The sequence below is a fragment of the Rhodococcus sp. DMU2021 genome, assembly GCF_019641445.1.
Lineage (GTDB): Bacteria > Actinomycetota > Actinomycetes > Mycobacteriales > Mycobacteriaceae > Rhodococcus > Rhodococcus pyridinivorans.
Window position 1 is genome coordinate 83,667 of record NZ_JAIFKB010000004.1, and the last position, 15,203, is coordinate 98,869.

General features: G+C 66.6%; 16 protein-coding genes and 1 pseudogene. 7 read left to right on the forward strand and 10 right to left on the reverse strand.

Annotated features, from left to right (window positions below; translation table 11 throughout):
* Together K3M35_RS08695 and K3M35_RS08700 are read right to left on the reverse strand one after the other, a co-directional pair.
* The gene (locus K3M35_RS08695) at positions 1-1,197 is read right to left on the reverse strand and encodes a 4-hydroxybenzoate 3-monooxygenase (RefSeq protein WP_039584387.1); all 1,197 of its coding nucleotides are present in this window, start codon (positions 1,195-1,197) and stop codon (positions 1-3) included.
* A gap of 103 nt (positions 1,198-1,300) precedes the next feature.
* A complete protein-coding gene (locus K3M35_RS08700; RefSeq protein WP_006550790.1) occupies positions 1,301-2,059 on the reverse strand; it encodes an IclR family transcriptional regulator in 759 nt (252 codons plus the stop codon).
* A gap of 81 nt (positions 2,060-2,140) precedes the next feature.
* On the opposite strand from K3M35_RS08700, the gene K3M35_RS08705 reads away from it, so the two are divergent.
* The 4 genes from K3M35_RS08705 to K3M35_RS08720 all read left to right on the forward strand — a co-directional run bounded on the left by K3M35_RS08705 (position 2,141) and on the right by K3M35_RS08720 (position 4,971).
* Positions 2,141-2,500: a helix-turn-helix transcriptional regulator gene (locus K3M35_RS08705; RefSeq protein WP_064256789.1), complete on the forward strand. Its 360-nt coding sequence runs from the start codon at positions 2,141-2,143 to the stop codon at positions 2,498-2,500.
* On the forward strand, positions 2,497-3,576 hold the full coding sequence (arsB, locus tag K3M35_RS08710) for an ACR3 family arsenite efflux transporter (protein ID WP_071935969.1): 1,080 nt from the start codon (positions 2,497-2,499) through the stop codon (positions 3,574-3,576). The genes K3M35_RS08705 and arsB overlap by 4 nt, the downstream gene beginning before the upstream one ends.
* Positions 3,573-3,815, forward strand: a complete 243-nt coding sequence (locus tag K3M35_RS08715; RefSeq protein ID WP_220666302.1) for a low molecular weight phosphatase family protein — start codon at positions 3,573-3,575, stop codon at positions 3,813-3,815. Before arsB ends, K3M35_RS08715 begins: the two co-directional genes overlap by 4 nt.
* A 205-nt stretch (positions 3,816-4,020) precedes the next feature.
* On the forward strand, positions 4,021-4,971 hold the full coding sequence (locus tag K3M35_RS08720; RefSeq protein WP_170318487.1) for a DUF808 domain-containing protein: 951 nt from the start codon (positions 4,021-4,023) through the stop codon (positions 4,969-4,971).
* A gap of 24 nt (positions 4,972-4,995) precedes the next feature.
* Here K3M35_RS08720 and K3M35_RS08725 read toward each other — a convergent pair whose 3' ends face one another.
* The 7 genes and pseudogenes from K3M35_RS08725 to rpsF all read right to left on the reverse strand — a co-directional run bounded on the left by K3M35_RS08725 (position 4,996) and on the right by rpsF (position 11,246).
* A complete protein-coding gene (locus tag K3M35_RS08725; RefSeq protein ID WP_064851455.1) occupies positions 4,996-5,601 on the reverse strand; it encodes a phosphoribosylanthranilate isomerase in 606 nt (201 codons plus the stop codon).
* Between the two features lie 48 nt (positions 5,602-5,649).
* A pseudogene (locus tag K3M35_RS08730) lies at positions 5,650-5,841 on the reverse strand (metalloregulator ArsR/SmtB family transcription factor); the annotation flags it as partial.
* Positions 5,842-5,924: 83 nt separating this feature from the next.
* Complete coding sequence (gene dnaB / locus K3M35_RS08735) at positions 5,925-9,125, reverse strand: replicative DNA helicase (RefSeq protein ID WP_220666303.1); 3,201 nt, start codon at positions 9,123-9,125, stop codon at positions 5,925-5,927.
* Between the two features lie 493 nt (positions 9,126-9,618).
* Positions 9,619-10,074 carry a 50S ribosomal protein L9 gene (rplI, locus tag K3M35_RS08740; protein WP_006550799.1) on the reverse strand — a complete coding sequence of 152 codons (456 nt, stop codon included), beginning with the start codon at positions 10,072-10,074 and terminating at the stop codon, positions 9,619-9,621.
* Positions 10,075-10,091: 17 nt separating this feature from the next.
* Entirely contained in the window at positions 10,092-10,334 is a 243-nt protein-coding gene (rpsR, locus tag K3M35_RS08745; RefSeq protein ID WP_006550800.1) for a 30S ribosomal protein S18, read from the reverse strand.
* A 41-nt stretch (positions 10,335-10,375) separates the two neighbouring features.
* A complete protein-coding gene (locus tag K3M35_RS08750) occupies positions 10,376-10,894 on the reverse strand; it encodes a single-stranded DNA-binding protein (RefSeq protein ID WP_006550801.1) in 519 nt (172 codons plus the stop codon).
* 64 nt (positions 10,895-10,958) lie between these two features.
* On the reverse strand, positions 10,959-11,246 hold the full coding sequence (gene rpsF / locus K3M35_RS08755) for a 30S ribosomal protein S6 (protein ID WP_006550802.1): 288 nt from the start codon (positions 11,244-11,246) through the stop codon (positions 10,959-10,961).
* A 154-nt stretch (positions 11,247-11,400) separates the two neighbouring features.
* Here rpsF and K3M35_RS08760 point away from each other — a divergent pair, with 154 nt between their 5' ends.
* From K3M35_RS08760 to K3M35_RS08770, 3 genes are read left to right on the forward strand one after another with little or no spacing between them, the layout of a single operon-like run.
* Positions 11,401-12,744 carry a glycosyltransferase 87 family protein gene (locus tag K3M35_RS08760; protein ID WP_220666304.1) on the forward strand — a complete coding sequence of 448 codons (1,344 nt, stop codon included), beginning with the start codon at positions 11,401-11,403 and terminating at the stop codon, positions 12,742-12,744.
* Positions 12,741-13,328: a GNAT family N-acetyltransferase gene (locus K3M35_RS08765; protein WP_138845157.1), complete on the forward strand. Its 588-nt coding sequence runs from the start codon at positions 12,741-12,743 to the stop codon at positions 13,326-13,328. Before K3M35_RS08760 ends, K3M35_RS08765 begins: the two co-directional genes overlap by 4 nt.
* Positions 13,329-13,354: 26 nt before the next feature.
* Complete coding sequence (locus K3M35_RS08770; protein ID WP_006550806.1) at positions 13,355-13,735, forward strand: DUF2752 domain-containing protein; 381 nt, start codon at positions 13,355-13,357, stop codon at positions 13,733-13,735.
* Positions 13,736-13,738: 3 nt separating this feature from the next.
* Here K3M35_RS08770 and K3M35_RS26640 read toward each other — a convergent pair whose 3' ends face one another.
* A complete protein-coding gene (locus K3M35_RS26640) occupies positions 13,739-15,133 on the reverse strand; it encodes a WD40 repeat domain-containing protein (RefSeq protein ID WP_220666305.1) in 1,395 nt (464 codons plus the stop codon).
* Positions 15,134-15,203: the final 70 nt, after the last annotated feature.

Genomic DNA, 15,203 nt, shown 5'->3' on the forward strand with positions numbered 1-15,203 from the left:
TCAGCGGTCGGGCCGGCCCGTGTACGCCTCCGCGAGATACTGCTGTCCGTACCGGGAGCCGACGACCGCGGCGAGTTCGCCCAGTGCCCGTTTGTTCTCGAATGGCGTTGCGTCCTCACGGGTGTGAAGCATCGAGGTCATCCAGTACGAGAAGTTCTGCGCCTTCCACACGCGCTGCAGCGCCGTGTCGCTGTAGGCGTCGAGCAGGTCGGACGAGCCGGTGGAGAAGAACGAGTCGAGCGCGCGGAAGAGCACCCGGACGTCGGCCAGGGCGAGGTTGAGTCCCTTGGCCCCGGTCGGCGGAACGGTATGGCCGGCATCGCCTGCCAGGAAGAGGTTTCCGTGCCGCATCGGTTCGCACACGTACGAGCGGAACGGCAGGACCATCTGTTCGAAGATGGGGCCGCGCTTCAGTTCGAAACCGTCGGGGCCGTCGACACGCCTCTGAAGCTCGTCCCAGATCCGATCCTCGCTCCACGTCGACGCGTCCTCGGACGGATCGCACTGGAAGTACATCCGCTGCACCGACTCGTTGCGTTGACTGATGAGGGCGAATCCGTGATCGGAACGCGCATAGATCAATTCGGGTGCACTCGGTGGAGCTTCGGTGAGGATCCCGAACCATGCGAAGGGGTACTCGATGAAGTGGTCGGTGCGGACGTCGCCCGGAATCGCCTTGCGGCAGATGCTCTGTGATCCGTCGGCTCCGACGAGGATGCGGCACCGGATCTCGACCGGCCTGCCGTCGGATTCGGCGAACCGGATTTTCGGTGTGTCGGTGGTGATGTCGAGAACCTCTGTGTCGCAGACGCTGTAGCGCACATCGCCACCGTCGCGTTCGCGCGAAGCGGCCAGATCGACGAAGACCTCGTTCTGCGGATACAACCACACCGACTCACCCACGAGGTCCCGGAAATCGATGCGGTGGCTCTCGCCTCCGAAGCGCAGATCGATGCCGTCGTGGCGGTGCCCTTCGTTCAGGACACGGGTGTCGACTCCGCTCTCGGTGAGCAGCGACACCGAGCCGTGCTCGAGGATCCCCGCACGGTGGGTGGTCCGGATGGTCTCGTGATCACGTTTTTCGACGACGATGTTGTCGATCCCCGCCTTCGCGAGGAGGTGGGAGAGCATGAGACCTGCTGGGCCGCCGCCGACGATGCCGACTTCGGTGGTGACGACCGTGCGGGTTGCATTCATGTGTTCGTCCTTTGCTGCGCGTATCCGATTCGCGTCCCGTCGAGTGTCGTGCGCCTCTCCCACCGCATACGCTGACTTCTCGTTCAATGAGAAAACGATCGGGTCAGTCCGGGGGACGCTCGCCGACTCCGCGCGCGATGCCGCGGGCAGCGGCCATGAGGACGGGCACGACGGCCTGTTGCCGGGACGCACCGGTGGGCACCACCACGCCGAGCGCCGCCAGGGCATGACCCGACCGCGCGAGGACGGGCACCGCGATGCCTGTGGTGCCCTCGTCGAGCACACCGTCGAAGCGCGCATAACCCCGCCGGCGGACCTCCGCGAGCGCGCGACGGAAATCTCTCGTCGTCGCAGCGAAACGCTTCTCCACCTCGGGATGTCGTCGCCTATAGGTTTCCTGCACCTCCGCAGGTGAGAACGCGAGCATCGACATGCCCAGCGACGTGTCGTGGACGGGGAGCCGACGGGCGACCGAGGCCTGGTTGACCACCGAATCGGACGCCGACAGCCGTTCGAGGACGAGGACCTCGTCGTCCTGCAGGACCGCGAGCTGGGTGTGCTGGTGCACCACCGACTGCACGTCCTGTAGGAAGGGCAGCGCCGCCTCCCGCAGATCGCGCGCGGGTGCACTGCGCGCGACGAGTTCCCACAGGCGCAGACCGAGCCGTACCCGGCCGTCGTCGTCCCGGGTGAGCAGACCGTGTTGCACCAGCTCGCCGACGAGCCGGTAGGTCGTGGCCTGCGGGATGCCGGACCTGCGGGCGAGACTCCCGACCGTCAGGCGGGGTTGGGTGTCGTCGAACGACTCGAGGATGCGGACGACGCGGTCGAGCATCGAGTCACCGGACGGCGAGTTGGCCATGCCGCCATTGTTCCGTGTCCGATCCGGGCAGTTTTACCATCCGGATCCGTCCGTAGATTCGACATCCGTCAATATAGACGTGTGTCGAATCAAGATCTCGCGGGTGACGACGCCTGCTGTTCTCCGCTCGTGCGCCAACCCCTGACGGACGATCGCGCCGCCGACCTCGCCCGGATGTTCAAGGCCCTCGGCGATCCGGTGCGTCTGCGGATGCTGTCGCTCGTCGCGAGCCATGCCGGCGGTGAGGCGTGCGTGTGCGACATCTCGGGATCGTTCGATCTGTCCCAACCGACGATCTCGCACCACCTCAGAGTTCTGCGCGAGGCAGGCCTGCTCGAGTGCGAGCGTCGTGGCACCTGGGTGTACTACTGGGTGGTTCCGGTCGCGCTACGGCAACTCTCCGATGTGCTCGGGATCGAGTCGACCGAGGTACCTGCATGAGTGAGCGAACTGCGGTGGACACTCCCGTGATGGGCAGGATGTCGACACTCGACCGCTTCCTTCCCGTGTGGATCGGCACCGCCATCGTCGTCGGCCTGCTGCTCGGCCGCATGATTCCTGGACTCGGAGAAGCCCTGGGTTTCATCGAGGTCGACGGGATCTCGCTGCCGATCGCCCTCGGTCTGCTGATCATGATGTACCCGGTACTGGCGAAGGTGCGCTACGACCGTCTCGACACGGTCACCGGCGACCGCACCCTGTTGATCTCGTCGCTGATCCTCAACTGGATCGTCGGTCCTGCACTGATGTTCGCGCTCGCGTGGCTGATGTTGCCGGATCTGCCCGAATACCGCACCGGTCTGATCATCGTCGGCCTCGCGCGCTGCATCGCAATGGTGATCATCTGGAACGACCTCGCGTGCGGCGACCGGGAAGCCGCAGCCGTGCTGGTCGCGATCAACTCGGTCTTCCAGGTGATCATGTTCGCCGCTCTCGGCTGGTTCTACCTGTCGGTGCTGCCCGGATGGCTCGGCCTCGAGCAGACCGGTCTCGACGTCTCCCCGTGGGAGATCGCGAAATCCGTGCTGATCTTCCTCGGGATCCCGCTCGTCGCCGGTTTCCTCACTCGTCGATTCGGAGAGAAGGCGAAGGGCCGCAGCTGGTACGAGCAGACCTTCCTGCCACGCATCGGACCGTGGGCGCTGTACGGACTGCTGTTCACCATCGTGGTCCTGTTCGCGCTGCAGGGTGAACAGATCACCTCGCGACCACTCGACGTCGTACGCATCGCCCTGCCCCTGCTGGCGTACTTCGCGATCATGTGGGGGAGCGGGTATCTCTTCGGCGCTGCAGTAGGACTCGGCTACGAACGCACCACCACACTCGCCTTCACCGCCGCGGGCAACAACTTCGAACTCGCCATCGCCGTCGCGATCGGCACGTTCGGGGTCGCGTCCGGGCAGGCACTGGCGGGAGTCGTCGGCCCCCTCATCGAAGTGCCGGTCCTCGTCGCACTCGTGTACGTCGCTCTGGCCCTGCGCACACGTTTCGTCGCCCGTGCCGGAGGTGCGTCGTGACCGCCGTTCCGTCCGTGTTGTTCGTGTGCGTGCACAATGCCGGACGGTCCCAGATGGCCGCCGGGTTTCTGAGTCGCCTCGCAGGGGATCGCATCACAGTCCGTTCCGCCGGGTCCGCACCCGCCGAGGAGGTGAACCCTGCTGCGGCCGGACGAGGGCTCGACGCCGTGCGTCCGATCCGTGACGAGATCCGGGCGAAGGTCGAGGCATTGATCGCCGAACTGACGCCACCGGCATGATCGAGTTCGGTAACCGCATCCACCGGGTACCCACAGGTCTGTCACGCTGGGCGCCCATGTAGGGCGCTCGGTGTGGACGCACGTCGTCCCCGACCTGCTCCGGACACCGCGTTGCACGTCATCGCAGGTCCGGTAGCGTTCTGAGACGACTCGTAATCGCGTGTCGGTCGATCGGCTCGGTGCAGCCGAACTGTGGGAGGTTCCCGTGGCTGGTGGTCTCGTCGCTCTTCTGGACGACGTCGCGGTACTTGCGAAGGCAGCCGCGGCATCCATAGACGACATCGGCGCCGCAGCCGGCAGGGCGAGCGTCAAGGCAGCGGGCGTGGTCGTCGACGACACGGCCGTCACCCCCCGCTACGTACACGGGTTCACCCCCGATCGCGAATTGCCGATCATCCGCAAGATCGCGATCGGGTCGATCCGCAACAAGCTTCTGATCATCCTGCCGGTCGCGATGATCCTGAGTCAGTTCCTCCCGCAGGCCCTGCCGTATCTACTCATCGCCGGCGGTCTGTTCCTCTGCTACGAGGGCGCCGAGAAGGTCTACGAAGCGCTCACCGGCGGCCACCACGAAAAAGAGGCCACCGCAGCGGAGAAGGGCCCCGAGTTCGAGAAGGCCATGATCGGCGGCGCGATCCGCACCGACCTGATCCTGTCCGCCGAGATCATGGTGATCTCGCTGGCCTCGGTCGAGGACGAACCCTTCCTGACTCGCCTGCTCGTCCTCATCGTCGTCGCCGTCCTCATCACCGTCCTGGTGTACGGCGTGGTCGCCCTGATCGTGAAGATGGACGACGTCGGCCTGGCGCTCGCGAAACGGAAGTCCACTTTCGCTCAGCGCGTCGGTCGCGGTCTCGTGAAGGCGATGCCGAAGCTGATGACCGTTCTCACCGTGGTCGGGATCGCCGCCATGCTGTGGGTCGGTGGGCACATCCTGCTCGTCAATGTCGGCGAGGCCGGATTCCATTGGCCTGCCGATCGTCTGCACGACCTCGAGCACTGGTTCGGCGAGCTCGTGCACGGCGGATTCGGCGGCGTGCTGTCGTGGACCGCGGGGACCGTGACATCCGCTCTGGTGGGCCTGATCGTGGGTGCGATCGTCGTGCTGATCATGCACCTGATCCCGCGGCGGAAGAAGGCCGACGCCGCGCACTGACGCCGCCGGATCCCCCCGGACGGGTCACTCAGGGGCGTTTCTCCGGACCGCCTGCGCGAACGCCCGCATGAGACCCGGATCCTTGACGCCGCGTTCGGCCTCGATGCCGCTGGAGACGTCGACACCCCACGCCCCGGACGTGGAAAGTGCCCTCTCGACGTTGTCGGGGTTCAGCCCGCCCGCAAGGACCCACCGGCCGGACGGCAAGGCACTGCGGTCCTGCCAGTCCCATGTCTTCCCGGCACCGGCGACTGCGCCGTCGACGAGCAACAGGTCGGCGCCGAAGTCCTCCGACAGCGCCTCGGCTCCTCCGGTGTTGATCGCGCGGATCACCGTGAATCCCGCGTCGTGCAGCACGCGCACGTCGTCGGGCGACCGCAGGTCGTGCACCTGGACGTGATCGAGATTCGCGGCCCGGGCCGTCGCGATGATCTCGTCGAGGGACGCATTCACATAGACGCCGACGGCGAGTGTTCCCGCCGGCACACGGGTGCGGAGCGTCGCGGCCCGCTCGGGGGAGATGCGACGAGGGCTCTTCACGAGAACGAAACCGACCGCGTCGACGCCCAGTTCGACGGCGAGATCGACCGTCGCCTCGTCCTGCAGTCCGCACATCTTGATGAACGTCATCACTACCTTCCTCACCGCTTCTCCACCTCGAGGATATGTGTGCGACCGTCAGCGGCAGCAGTTCGGATCCAGGACGACCCTGAGCGCCTCGAGGGACTCGGCGCGGGCACGGTGATAGACGTTCATCCCGCGTCGCTCGGATTCGACCATGCCCGCCTTGCGCAGTTGTCCGAGGTGATGACTCACCGTGGATTCAGCCAGATCCACACCGGCGGCGAGATCGCAGGTGCACACTTCGCCCGATCGACCGAGGCGGGCCTGTTCGCCGACGAGGAGATGGGCACGACCGGTTGCTACGCCGCCGGGCGGGGCGACGACTCGTATCAACCTCGCGCCATGTCCACGAACCGCGACAGGTGCAGCTGGTGGGCAACGGTGATGGTCGCGGTCGGGCCGTTACGGTGCTTGCCGACGATGAGGTCGGCCTCGCCACCACGCGGGTCGTCGCGCTCGAAGGCGTCGGGGCGGTGCAACAGGATGACCATGTCGGCGTCCTGCTCGAGGCTGTTGTGCACCGCGATGCCGTCGGCGACGAAATTGTGTGTGCCGGGCACCGTTCCGTCGTAGACGTCCTGCTCGCCGAGACTCGTGACGGAGACGATCTCGTCCCAGAACACATTGTTGGTGGCGACCATGTCGATGTCGGCCGTGTCGAGGACATCGGCGACCCGGGCGAGCCGCGAGCGTGCACCCTCGGCGGTGCGCGGGGTGGCGGACGCGACCGGTCCGATCGGAGCGAGCTGTTCGACGGCGAGCAATTCGCCGAGCTCGGCTTCGATCTCGGGGGTGACGGTGTCGGGACTGTGCTTGACGAGCTTCGGTCCGAGCTGCGCCAGGACCCACTGCGCCGCGGTTCCGTGCTTGCCCACGTCGTGGAGGAAGACCGCCTGGTTCTCCGCCCCGGTGACCGTGAGGTCCCAGCCCTCGCCGGTATCGGTGATCCGCGCGAACACACCGATGCGCAGGAGCAGGCGCGCGAGGTCGTCGGCCAGACGACGCTCCACCGACCGGTAGCGGACGACGGCGCGGGCAGCGCCTGCGTCCCATGCGACCTCACCGCTGTCTTCCCAGATGTGGCAGACGAGCTCGGCGACCTGCTCCTTGGGGAGTGAGAACGCGCGGGTGGGGATCAGTCGGCCGGCCACGGCAGTGTCCGCGAGAGCGGCCACCTCGTCGTCGGATGCGGGTATCACGTCGAGGGGTGCGGGCACCGCACGCGGCACTGCGACACGCTCACCGGCGACCAACTCGCCCAACGGCATCCAGCCGTCGATGGTGAGAAAGGGATGGTTCGCGGTGGCTTCGACACGACGTCCCGAGGCCAGCTCCAACCGGAAGACTTCCTTACGGCCGCTGGGGAAGACCTTCACCATCGGCCGGACGACCATCCGCATGCGTTCATCGAGCGACCACACGAGGGGCTGTTCGCCCGACTCGAGCAACTCGCCGAGCGTGACTTCGGCACCGGTGTCGGCGCGCATGATGCGTGTGGACGCCGGCAGGCAGCCCGACTCACGGAGGTCGGAGACCTGCGGCCGCTTGTCGGTGCGCTGCTCGGGACCACGGTTGAGCTGACACACCGCGACGACCGGAACCTCGAGTTCCTTCGCGAGAAGCTTGAGGCTACGCGAGAACTCGGAGACCTCCTGCTGACGCGACTCGACCTTCTTGCCGGACGACATGAGCTGCAGGTAGTCGATGACGATGAGACGGATGTCGTGTTTCTGCTTGAGCCGCCGCGCTTTTGCGCGGATCTCCATCATCGTGAGGTTCGGTGAGTCGTCGATGAACAACGGCGCTTCGCTGATCTCGCTCATGCGGCGGGCGAGACGCGTCCAGTCGTCGTCGGTCATGCGTCCGGATCGCATGTCGCCGAGCTTGATCTTCGCCTCCGCGGACAGCAGGCGCATGACGATCTCGGTCTTGCCCATCTCGAGCGAGAAGATGACCGACGCCATGCCGTGCTTGATAGAGCACGACCGCATGAAGTCCATGCTCAGCGTGGAGTTGTGTGTGGGCACCATCGCGCGACCCGCGAGGTACATGTGGTCGCCGTCGACCTCGACGCACCGCACCGGGACCGAGGAAACCGGGCGGACGGCGACGATGCGGCGCTCGCGCGGCACGGTGGCGCGGCATTCCTTGTGCCGCACGGCCTTGCTGGGCAGGACGAAGACGTCGTCGGCGGTGGCGAAGGAGATATCGGTGCCGTCGAGCACCGGCGCGTAACCGAGGCCCGACAGGAGTTCGGCGACGCCCTGCACCAGACGCTCGGACGAGCCGACGAACCGGATGGTGCCGTCGTCGTCGATCTCTCCACCGGCGTCGAGCAGACCCGCGAGGAGTTCGCGACGCTGCGGTTCGGATGCCCGCTGGTATTCGGCGGGGATGTGGGCGCCGAGCGCGACGAGGGCGCTCGTGAAACCACCTTCGCCGTCGATACGCATGTGCAGTTCGGGATCGGACGACGGGCCGCCGAGCCACGCACCGAGCGTGAAGGGGGAGACGGGCAGCTCGGTTGCCGGGAACGACAGTGCCTCGGTGTTCGCGACGGTGTGCCCGGTGTCGGCGGTGGCGGCGAGTTCGCCCGTGGTGCGGATCGCGCCGTCGCCGGTGCGCCACTGGTGCTGCTCGTCGGCGACGATCACGGTGCCGTCGGAGAACACGACGTCGAAGCACGGCCGGCCGTGCATGACCTCGGTGGCGGCGAGGACGCGGGTGGGGCGGCCGTCGGCGCCGAGGAGTTCGTCGCCCACACCGACCTCGCCCATCGTGGTCCAGCCGGTGGGGGTGGGCAGGGGAGTGTCGAGCGCGAGGGCCTTACCCACACCGGGACGCGCGGCGACGATGATCATCTGGCCGGCGTGCAGCCCGTTGGTGAGCTCGTCGAGTTCGGCGAAGCCGGTGGGCACGCCGAGGGAGATACCGCCACGGCTGGCGATGGAGTCGATCTCGTCCATCGTGGGCTGCAGGAGTTCTTCGAGCGGCACGAAGTCTTCGGTGGTGCGTCGTTCGGCGACCTCGAAGACCTCCGCCTGCGCGCGGTCGACGATCTCGGCGACGTCCTGGCCGTCGGCGCCGGCGTAGCCGTACTGGACGATGCGCGTGCCCGCCTCGACGAGACGACGCAGGACGGCCTTCTCGGCGACGATCTCGGCGTAGTAGCCGGCATTGGCCGCGGTGGGGACGGTCTGGGTGAGCGTGACGAGATAGGCGGCTCCGCCGAGACGCTTGAGTTCGCCGCGCCGGTCGAGCTCGGCCGACACGGTGACCGGGTCGGCGGGTTCGCCACGGCTGTAGAGATCGAGGATCGCGTCGTACACGGCTTGGTGGGCCGGACGGTAGAAGTCGCCGGGTCTCAGCACTTCGAGGACGTCGGCGATGGCGTCCTTGCTCAGCAGCATGCCACCGAGCACGGACTGCTCGGCCACGAGATCCTGAGGGGGCTGTCGACCGAAGTCTCCACTCGGTTCCTCGGGAGGTCCCGAATATTCGGGATTTCCACGATCGTCAACGACGGCCACTGCAGTGCCTGCCTTCCTCCACATGTCCCCGTCCGGCGCGCTGTGCTCCGGCGGATACCTGCACGCACTCCCGGTGTCGGTACCCGGGGTTTCGTGTCCGGTTCTACTCGCCCCTACCGACGTCCTGTGTGTGGAGTCGTGCGCCCGACGTTAGGGATCCGGATGACCCTCCACAACTCGGGTTGTGCACACAGTTGGGGATGAATTGTGGAAAGAGGAGGACAGCCTTGTGTACCGGATGTGCACAACCTGGGGACAACACATCTCACATCTCTCATAACTGCAGGTAGGAGCAGAAAAATGTCTGTTCACACGTGTGGAGAAGAAGAATTTCGGCGTGTCGGAGGGCCGGGCGTGTTCACCCATTCGTTCCCCGAACGACATTCCGAGGAGTCACAACGGTGTGGTTTACCCCCCGGTTTATCCACAGGCTGTGCACAGACGGCGAGGAGCCCCACGCCGACCAGGCGCGGGGCTCCTCGAGGGGCCGGAATCAGGCAGCCACGACGTTCAGCGTGAACTTCGCGGTGACATCCGGGTGCAGCTTCACGACGATCTGATGCTTGCCGGTCGCCTTGATGTGGGCCTTGGGCAGCTCGATGATGCGCTTGTCGACAACCGGGCCACCGGCAGCCTTGAGAGCACCGGCGACATCGGCAGCGGTGACCGAGCCGAACAGCTTGCCCGAGTCGCTCGAGGTCTTGACGCTCAGCGAAACGTCCTCGAGGCCCTCGATGGCGGCCTTGAGCTCCTGAGCGTGCTCGAGGCCGCGCACGGCGCGAGCCTCCTGGGCACGGCGGATGCCCTCGACCTGCTTCTGGGCACCACGGGTGGCGACGATCGCCAGGCCGCGGGGCAGCAGGTAGTTGCGGCCGTAGCCGTCCTTGACCTCAACGGTGTCGCCAGGCGCACCGAGGTTGTCCACGTCAGCAGTAAGGATGAGCTTCATCGTGTCCCTCCCTTTCCTCAGCGAGTCGTCGAGACGTAAGGGAGCAGAGCCACCTCACGAGAGTTCTTGACAGCAACAGCGACGTCGCGCTGGTGCTGCACGCAGTTGCCGGTGACGCGGCGAGCGCGGATCTTGCCGCGATCGCTGACGTACTTGCGCAGCAGCGTCGTGTCCTTGTAATCGATCTGCACGTTCTTTTCCTTGCAGAAGGTGCAGACCTTCTTCTTCAAAACCTTCTCGCGCGCGGGCGACTTAGGCATGGTCGTTCTCCGTAATTTTGGATGTTCCGATCGAGGTCGGATCAGAACGGAGGCTCGTCGTCCCCGGAACCACCGAAGGAACCCGACTGCGGGGCGTCGCCCCACGGGTCGTCTCCGCCGACGTTCGTGTTCTGAGCGGGACGGCCACCGCCCGATCCACCGGAGGAACCACCGAAGCCTCCGCCACCGCCACCGCGACCGGCCTTGGTGACCTTGGCCGTGGCGTAACGGAGCGAGGGGCCGATCTCGTCGACCTCGAGCTCCACGACAGTGCGCTTCTCGCCTTCACGCGTCTCGTAGCTGCGCTGCTTGAGCCGGCCCTGCACGATCACACGCGAGCCGCGAGTCAAGCTCTCGGCCACGTTCTCCGCTGCCTCACGCCAGATGTTGCAGCGCAGGAACAGAGCCTCGCCGTCCTTCCATTCGTTGGACTGACGGTCGAACACGCGGGGCGTGGATGCAACGGTGAAGTTCGCAACCGCAGCACCCGCGGGGGTGAAACGCAGTTCGGGGTCGGCGGTCAGATTGCCGACCACGGTGATGACGGTGTCGCCTGCCATGTGGTTCCTCCTGCAGTGTGGGGAGTCCTGATGCGCCAGAGCCTACGGCCCGGCGCCGACAGGCTCACTTGCCGTGGCGCAGAACCTTGGTGCGGAGCACCGACTCGTTCAGGCCGAGCTGGCGATCCAGCTCTGCAACGGCAGCAGGCGTCGCGCTGATGTCGATCACCGCGTAGATGCCTTCGCTGTTCTTGGCGATCTCGTAGGCGAGACGGCGCTTACCCCACACGTCGACCTTGTCGACCTTGCCGCCTTCCTGGCGAATGACGTTGAGGAACGTCTCCAGCGAGGGAGCGACAGTGCGCTCGTCCAGGCTGGGGTCCAGGATGATCATCAATTCGTAATGACGCATAAGACCTCATCACCTCCTATGGACTGTGAACGGTCACGGACGTTCCGTGACAGGAGGGTCGTTGCGTCAGCAACCCATGAAGGGTACACGACGGCCCGGCGACCAGCGAAATCGCCGACCGTCGGGGGCGGGGGATTTGTCCTAGGGTGAGGACATGCGCACGAGCTCCGGGACCGTCTCGCTCGTCGCCGTCCTGACGTGCGCGGTGATGATGTGGTTCGGCTACCTGAACAAGGCCCGGTGCGCAGGCCCCACCTTCGACGCCGAGGGCCGCACGCTGCGGTTCGAGGACATCAAGGACGTCGACGTCTGCTATTCCGACATCCAGCAGTTGTGGATCGGCCGCGGCATCAACCTCCACGTCTTCCCCTTCGTCGACGGGGGCATCACCTCGTCGGGAGCGCTGACCGGGGGCACCGTCGAGTACCCCGTGCTCAGCGGGGTGCTCATGTGGATCGGGGCCATCGGTGCCCACACCGATGCGGAGTTCCTCCTGCAGTCGGCGTTGTTGCTCGCCCCCTTCGGGCTGGTCACCGCGTGGTTGCTCGCCCGGATGGCCGGATGGGCCGCGCTGTTGTGGTCGCTCACGCCGCCGCTCGTGCTCTACGCCTTCCTCAACTGGGACCTGCCGGTCGTGGCGGTCACCGTCACCGCCGCCGCGGTGCTGACGATCGAACGCTGGTCGCTGCGGACTCGCGGAGTGGTCGCGGCAGTGCTGCTGGGCGTGGGCTTCTGTCTCAAGCTCTATCCGGGCATCTTCGTTCTGCCGCTCATGGCCTATGTTCTCACCGGCGGGAGCTCACCCGATCGGAAGCGGGACGTCCCCGGCGCCCTCGCCGTCGCGGGCACGGCGGCAGCGACGGTCGCCGCGATCAACCTGCCCTTCGCGATCCTCGGCTACGAGGGCTGGCGGGCGTCGTTCGCCTTCCAGCAGAACCGGGAAGCGGACGGGACCAGCAACTCCATCTGGTACTGGGGTCTGCGGCCGCTGATGGGCGGCTACCAGGAATACGAGAACACCCCCCAGTACAACGAGTTGGTGGCCCAGTTGTCGCCGACGCTGATCGCGCTGTCGTTCGCGTTCGCCCTGTGGCTCGGATGGCGCCGATATTTCCGCGACGGCGTCTATCCGTGGCTCGGTACCGGGGCCGCGATGCTGTGCGGGTTCATGCTCTTCCACAAAGTGCACTCACCGCAGTACACGCTGTGGCTGCTGCCGATGTTGATTCTGCTGCGCGTGCCATGGGGTCTCGTCGCCGCCTATCTGCTCGCCGATCTCGCCATCGGCATCGGCATCTTCCGGTGGTTCGCCGCGACCGCCGGCGAAACGGACATGGCCCTGCCGCTCACGCTCGTCCACATCGGAGTGTGGGGACGCGCGGTCCTGCTGGTCGTGCTGTTCTTCGTCTTCCTGCGCGTCCCGCCCAGAACTCCGTGGCAGCAGACGGAACGGACGGGCTACGCTCGCCGTCCGACGACGACCGGGAGAGCGCAATGAACGACAACTGGATGGAACATCCCGTCCTCGAGGGCCCTCGTATCCGACTCGAGTCCCTCGCCGACGCGCACGTCGAAGGTCTGCTGAAGGCCGCCGACGATCCCGACACGATCTTCGCCTGGGCACACCTTGTGATCCGCGACCTCGACGACGCGCGCACGTTCGTGCGCGAGGCCGTGGCCGATCCGTCCCGGCTGCCCTACGCAATCGTCGACAGGGCGACCGGCGAGGTGCTGGGGTCGACGTCCTACTACCTCCTCGAACCGGCCCACCGCACACTGGTGATCGGCTACACCTGGCTGTCGACCCGGGTGCAGCGGACCCACGTGAACAGCGAGTCGAAACTGCTTCTGCTGCAGCGCGCCTTCGACGACCTCGGGGCCGTGCGCGTGACCTGGCACGCCGACGAACGCAACACCCGTTCGCGCGACGCCCTGCGCCGGCTCGGCGCCACCGAGGAGGGCCTGCTCCGCAAGCACCGCAGGCGCCGCGACGGCAGCTGGCGGACCACCGCGCTGTTCTCCCTCACCGACGACGAGTGGCCCGGGGTACGCGCCCGGCTCGAGGAGCGCACGGTGCGATGAGGACGAGGCGCGCGCTCGCAGCCCCCATGGCGATCGCCGTGGGTGCGGTCGCGGTGTGCGCCGCGGTGGCGTGGGCCGACCCGACCACGCCGGGCGGGGTCATTCCGCCGTGCCCCACCTACTCACTGTTCGGAATCCTGTGTCCCGGCTGCGGTTCGTCGCGGATGTTGTATTCGCTCGTCCATCTCGACGTGCCGGCAGCATTGCACTACAACGCCCTCGGTCTCGTCGCGCTGGCCGTGCTCACCGTGTCCTTCGGTCTGTGGACGTGGAGCAGGGCGCGGGGCACACCGATGCCGCGGTGGACGCGATACCGGTGGCCCCCGCACCTCGTGCTGATCCTGACGGCGATGTGGTTCGTCGTGCGCAACATCCCGGTCGCGCCGTTCACCGCCCTACGGATCTGACCGTCAGAGGATCGGGCAGTTGACCAGGTAGTCCCAGTCCGTCCCGGGATCCCCGGTCACTCGGACGAGAATCGAGGATGCGCTACCTGCCGGCACATTCACCACTGCCGATCCGGTGCCTTCGTTGATGCTGTCACCGATACGGCCGGTGTCGTAGATCTGGGAACCCCCGTAGAACACCTGGATCCGGTCAGGAACGTCGTAGGTCTCCCATTCGAGCAGGAACGACGTGGGACCACTGCGACCCAACTCGTGGTAGGTGCCGGTGACACCTTCCCCTCCCGACTGCCGCGACTGGTTGCACTGCTGGGTCGTCGGCAGCGATGATCCGTTGCCCAGGATCGCACTGCCCAGATCGATCGCCCGTCCACCCAGATCCACCACGCTGCCGGGCAGTTCGGACACGCTGCCGGGCAGATCGTTGCTGCCGGCGCTGCCGGTGGGAGCGGCCGAAGCGGTAACGGGCGCACCGAATGCGACCGCCGCCACCGTGACCGCCGTCAGAACCGCGCGCAGACCCGACCTGCGAATACGAGACATGCTTCCTCCGATGATCGATGCGTTGAATCCCCCACCAGGACGTTCCCACACCGCGAGGCCTGTGCGTATCCTGCAATCGGATGAGTCTGTCTCGGTCGGAACATCTTCCGGCCATTCCGATTCACGCCGTGTCGCCGCACGGCGGCCGGAAGGGAACACCCGGGGCAGGTGCCGTTCCCATTCGTCCTCGGTCACCGGAGTGCCGACGGTGGAACACAGTGTCGCCGCGACGGGCTCGGGATCGAGCTGCCACAGCCGTACGGAACGGTCGGGACCACCTCCGACGAGCACCGCTCCGTCGTGCGCGAAGGTGGCGTCGTAGACCCGGCTTCCGCAGGCGGTGAGCACCGCGTGGGTGGTGTGGGAGTCCGGTCGGGTGACGTCCCAGATCCACGCCGACCCGTCGCCGACGCCGGCCGTGAGACGATCCCCGCCGGGGGAGACGTGCAGCGAGTACACCGCGTCCGCCCGCCCGGTGATCCGCGCCAGTTCGCGTGGGACGGCAGGGTCCGCGACATCCCACAGGCGCACACTGCGGTCGGCGCTCGCCGCGGCCAGGATCGTTCCGTCGCCACCGAACGCGACCGTCTGCGCCTGACTCTCGAATCCGGACGACTCGGAGATCCGAGTCGGGTCGGTGGGATCGGAAAGATCCCACAGTCCGACGAGACCGCCGGCACTCGCTACAGCCACGATGTCGGCAGTGGGATGCCACGACAGCATGTACGGATAGTTGTCGGCTTCGAAGGTGCCGACGACACGCGGAGCAGCGAGATCGGAGGCGCCGACGATCGCGACTTTCGCGTCCCCCGTCGCCGTTACCGCCACGACGGGTCGGTCGGGAGCGAACTCGACCACTCCGACGACACCGTGACGACGCCCTCGGTTGTCCCGGCGAACTGCGGCGCTGCAGGGTCCGCCAGATCCA

Excerpts from the sequence above, each read along its gene's own strand:
- K3M35_RS08695 (WP_039584387.1), bottom strand. The coding sequence starts at position 1,197 with ATGAATGCAACCCGCACGGTCGTCACCACCGAAGTCGGCATCGTCGGC.
- K3M35_RS08700 (WP_006550790.1), bottom strand. The coding sequence starts at position 2,059 with ATGGCCAACTCGCCGTCCGGTGACTCGATGCTCGACCGCGTCGTCCGC.
- arsB (WP_071935969.1), top strand. The coding sequence starts at position 2,497 with ATGAGTGAGCGAACTGCGGTGGACACTCCCGTGATGGGCAGGATGTCG.
- K3M35_RS08725 (WP_064851455.1), bottom strand. The coding sequence starts at position 5,601 with ATGACGTTCATCAAGATGTGCGGACTGCAGGACGAGGCGACGGTCGAT.
- rplI (WP_006550799.1), bottom strand. The coding sequence starts at position 10,074 with ATGAAGCTCATCCTTACTGCTGACGTGGACAACCTCGGTGCGCCTGGC.
- rpsR (WP_006550800.1), bottom strand. The coding sequence starts at position 10,334 with ATGCCTAAGTCGCCCGCGCGCGAGAAGGTTTTGAAGAAGAAGGTCTGC.
- K3M35_RS08750 (WP_006550801.1), bottom strand. The coding sequence starts at position 10,894 with ATGGCAGGCGACACCGTCATCACCGTGGTCGGCAATCTGACCGCCGAC.
- rpsF (WP_006550802.1), bottom strand. The coding sequence starts at position 11,246 with ATGCGTCATTACGAATTGATGATCATCCTGGACCCCAGCCTGGACGAG.
- K3M35_RS08760 (WP_220666304.1), top strand. The coding sequence starts at position 11,401 with ATGCGCACGAGCTCCGGGACCGTCTCGCTCGTCGCCGTCCTGACGTGC.
- K3M35_RS08765 (WP_138845157.1), top strand. The coding sequence starts at position 12,741 with ATGAACGACAACTGGATGGAACATCCCGTCCTCGAGGGCCCTCGTATC.
- K3M35_RS08770 (WP_006550806.1), top strand. The coding sequence starts at position 13,355 with ATGGCGATCGCCGTGGGTGCGGTCGCGGTGTGCGCCGCGGTGGCGTGG.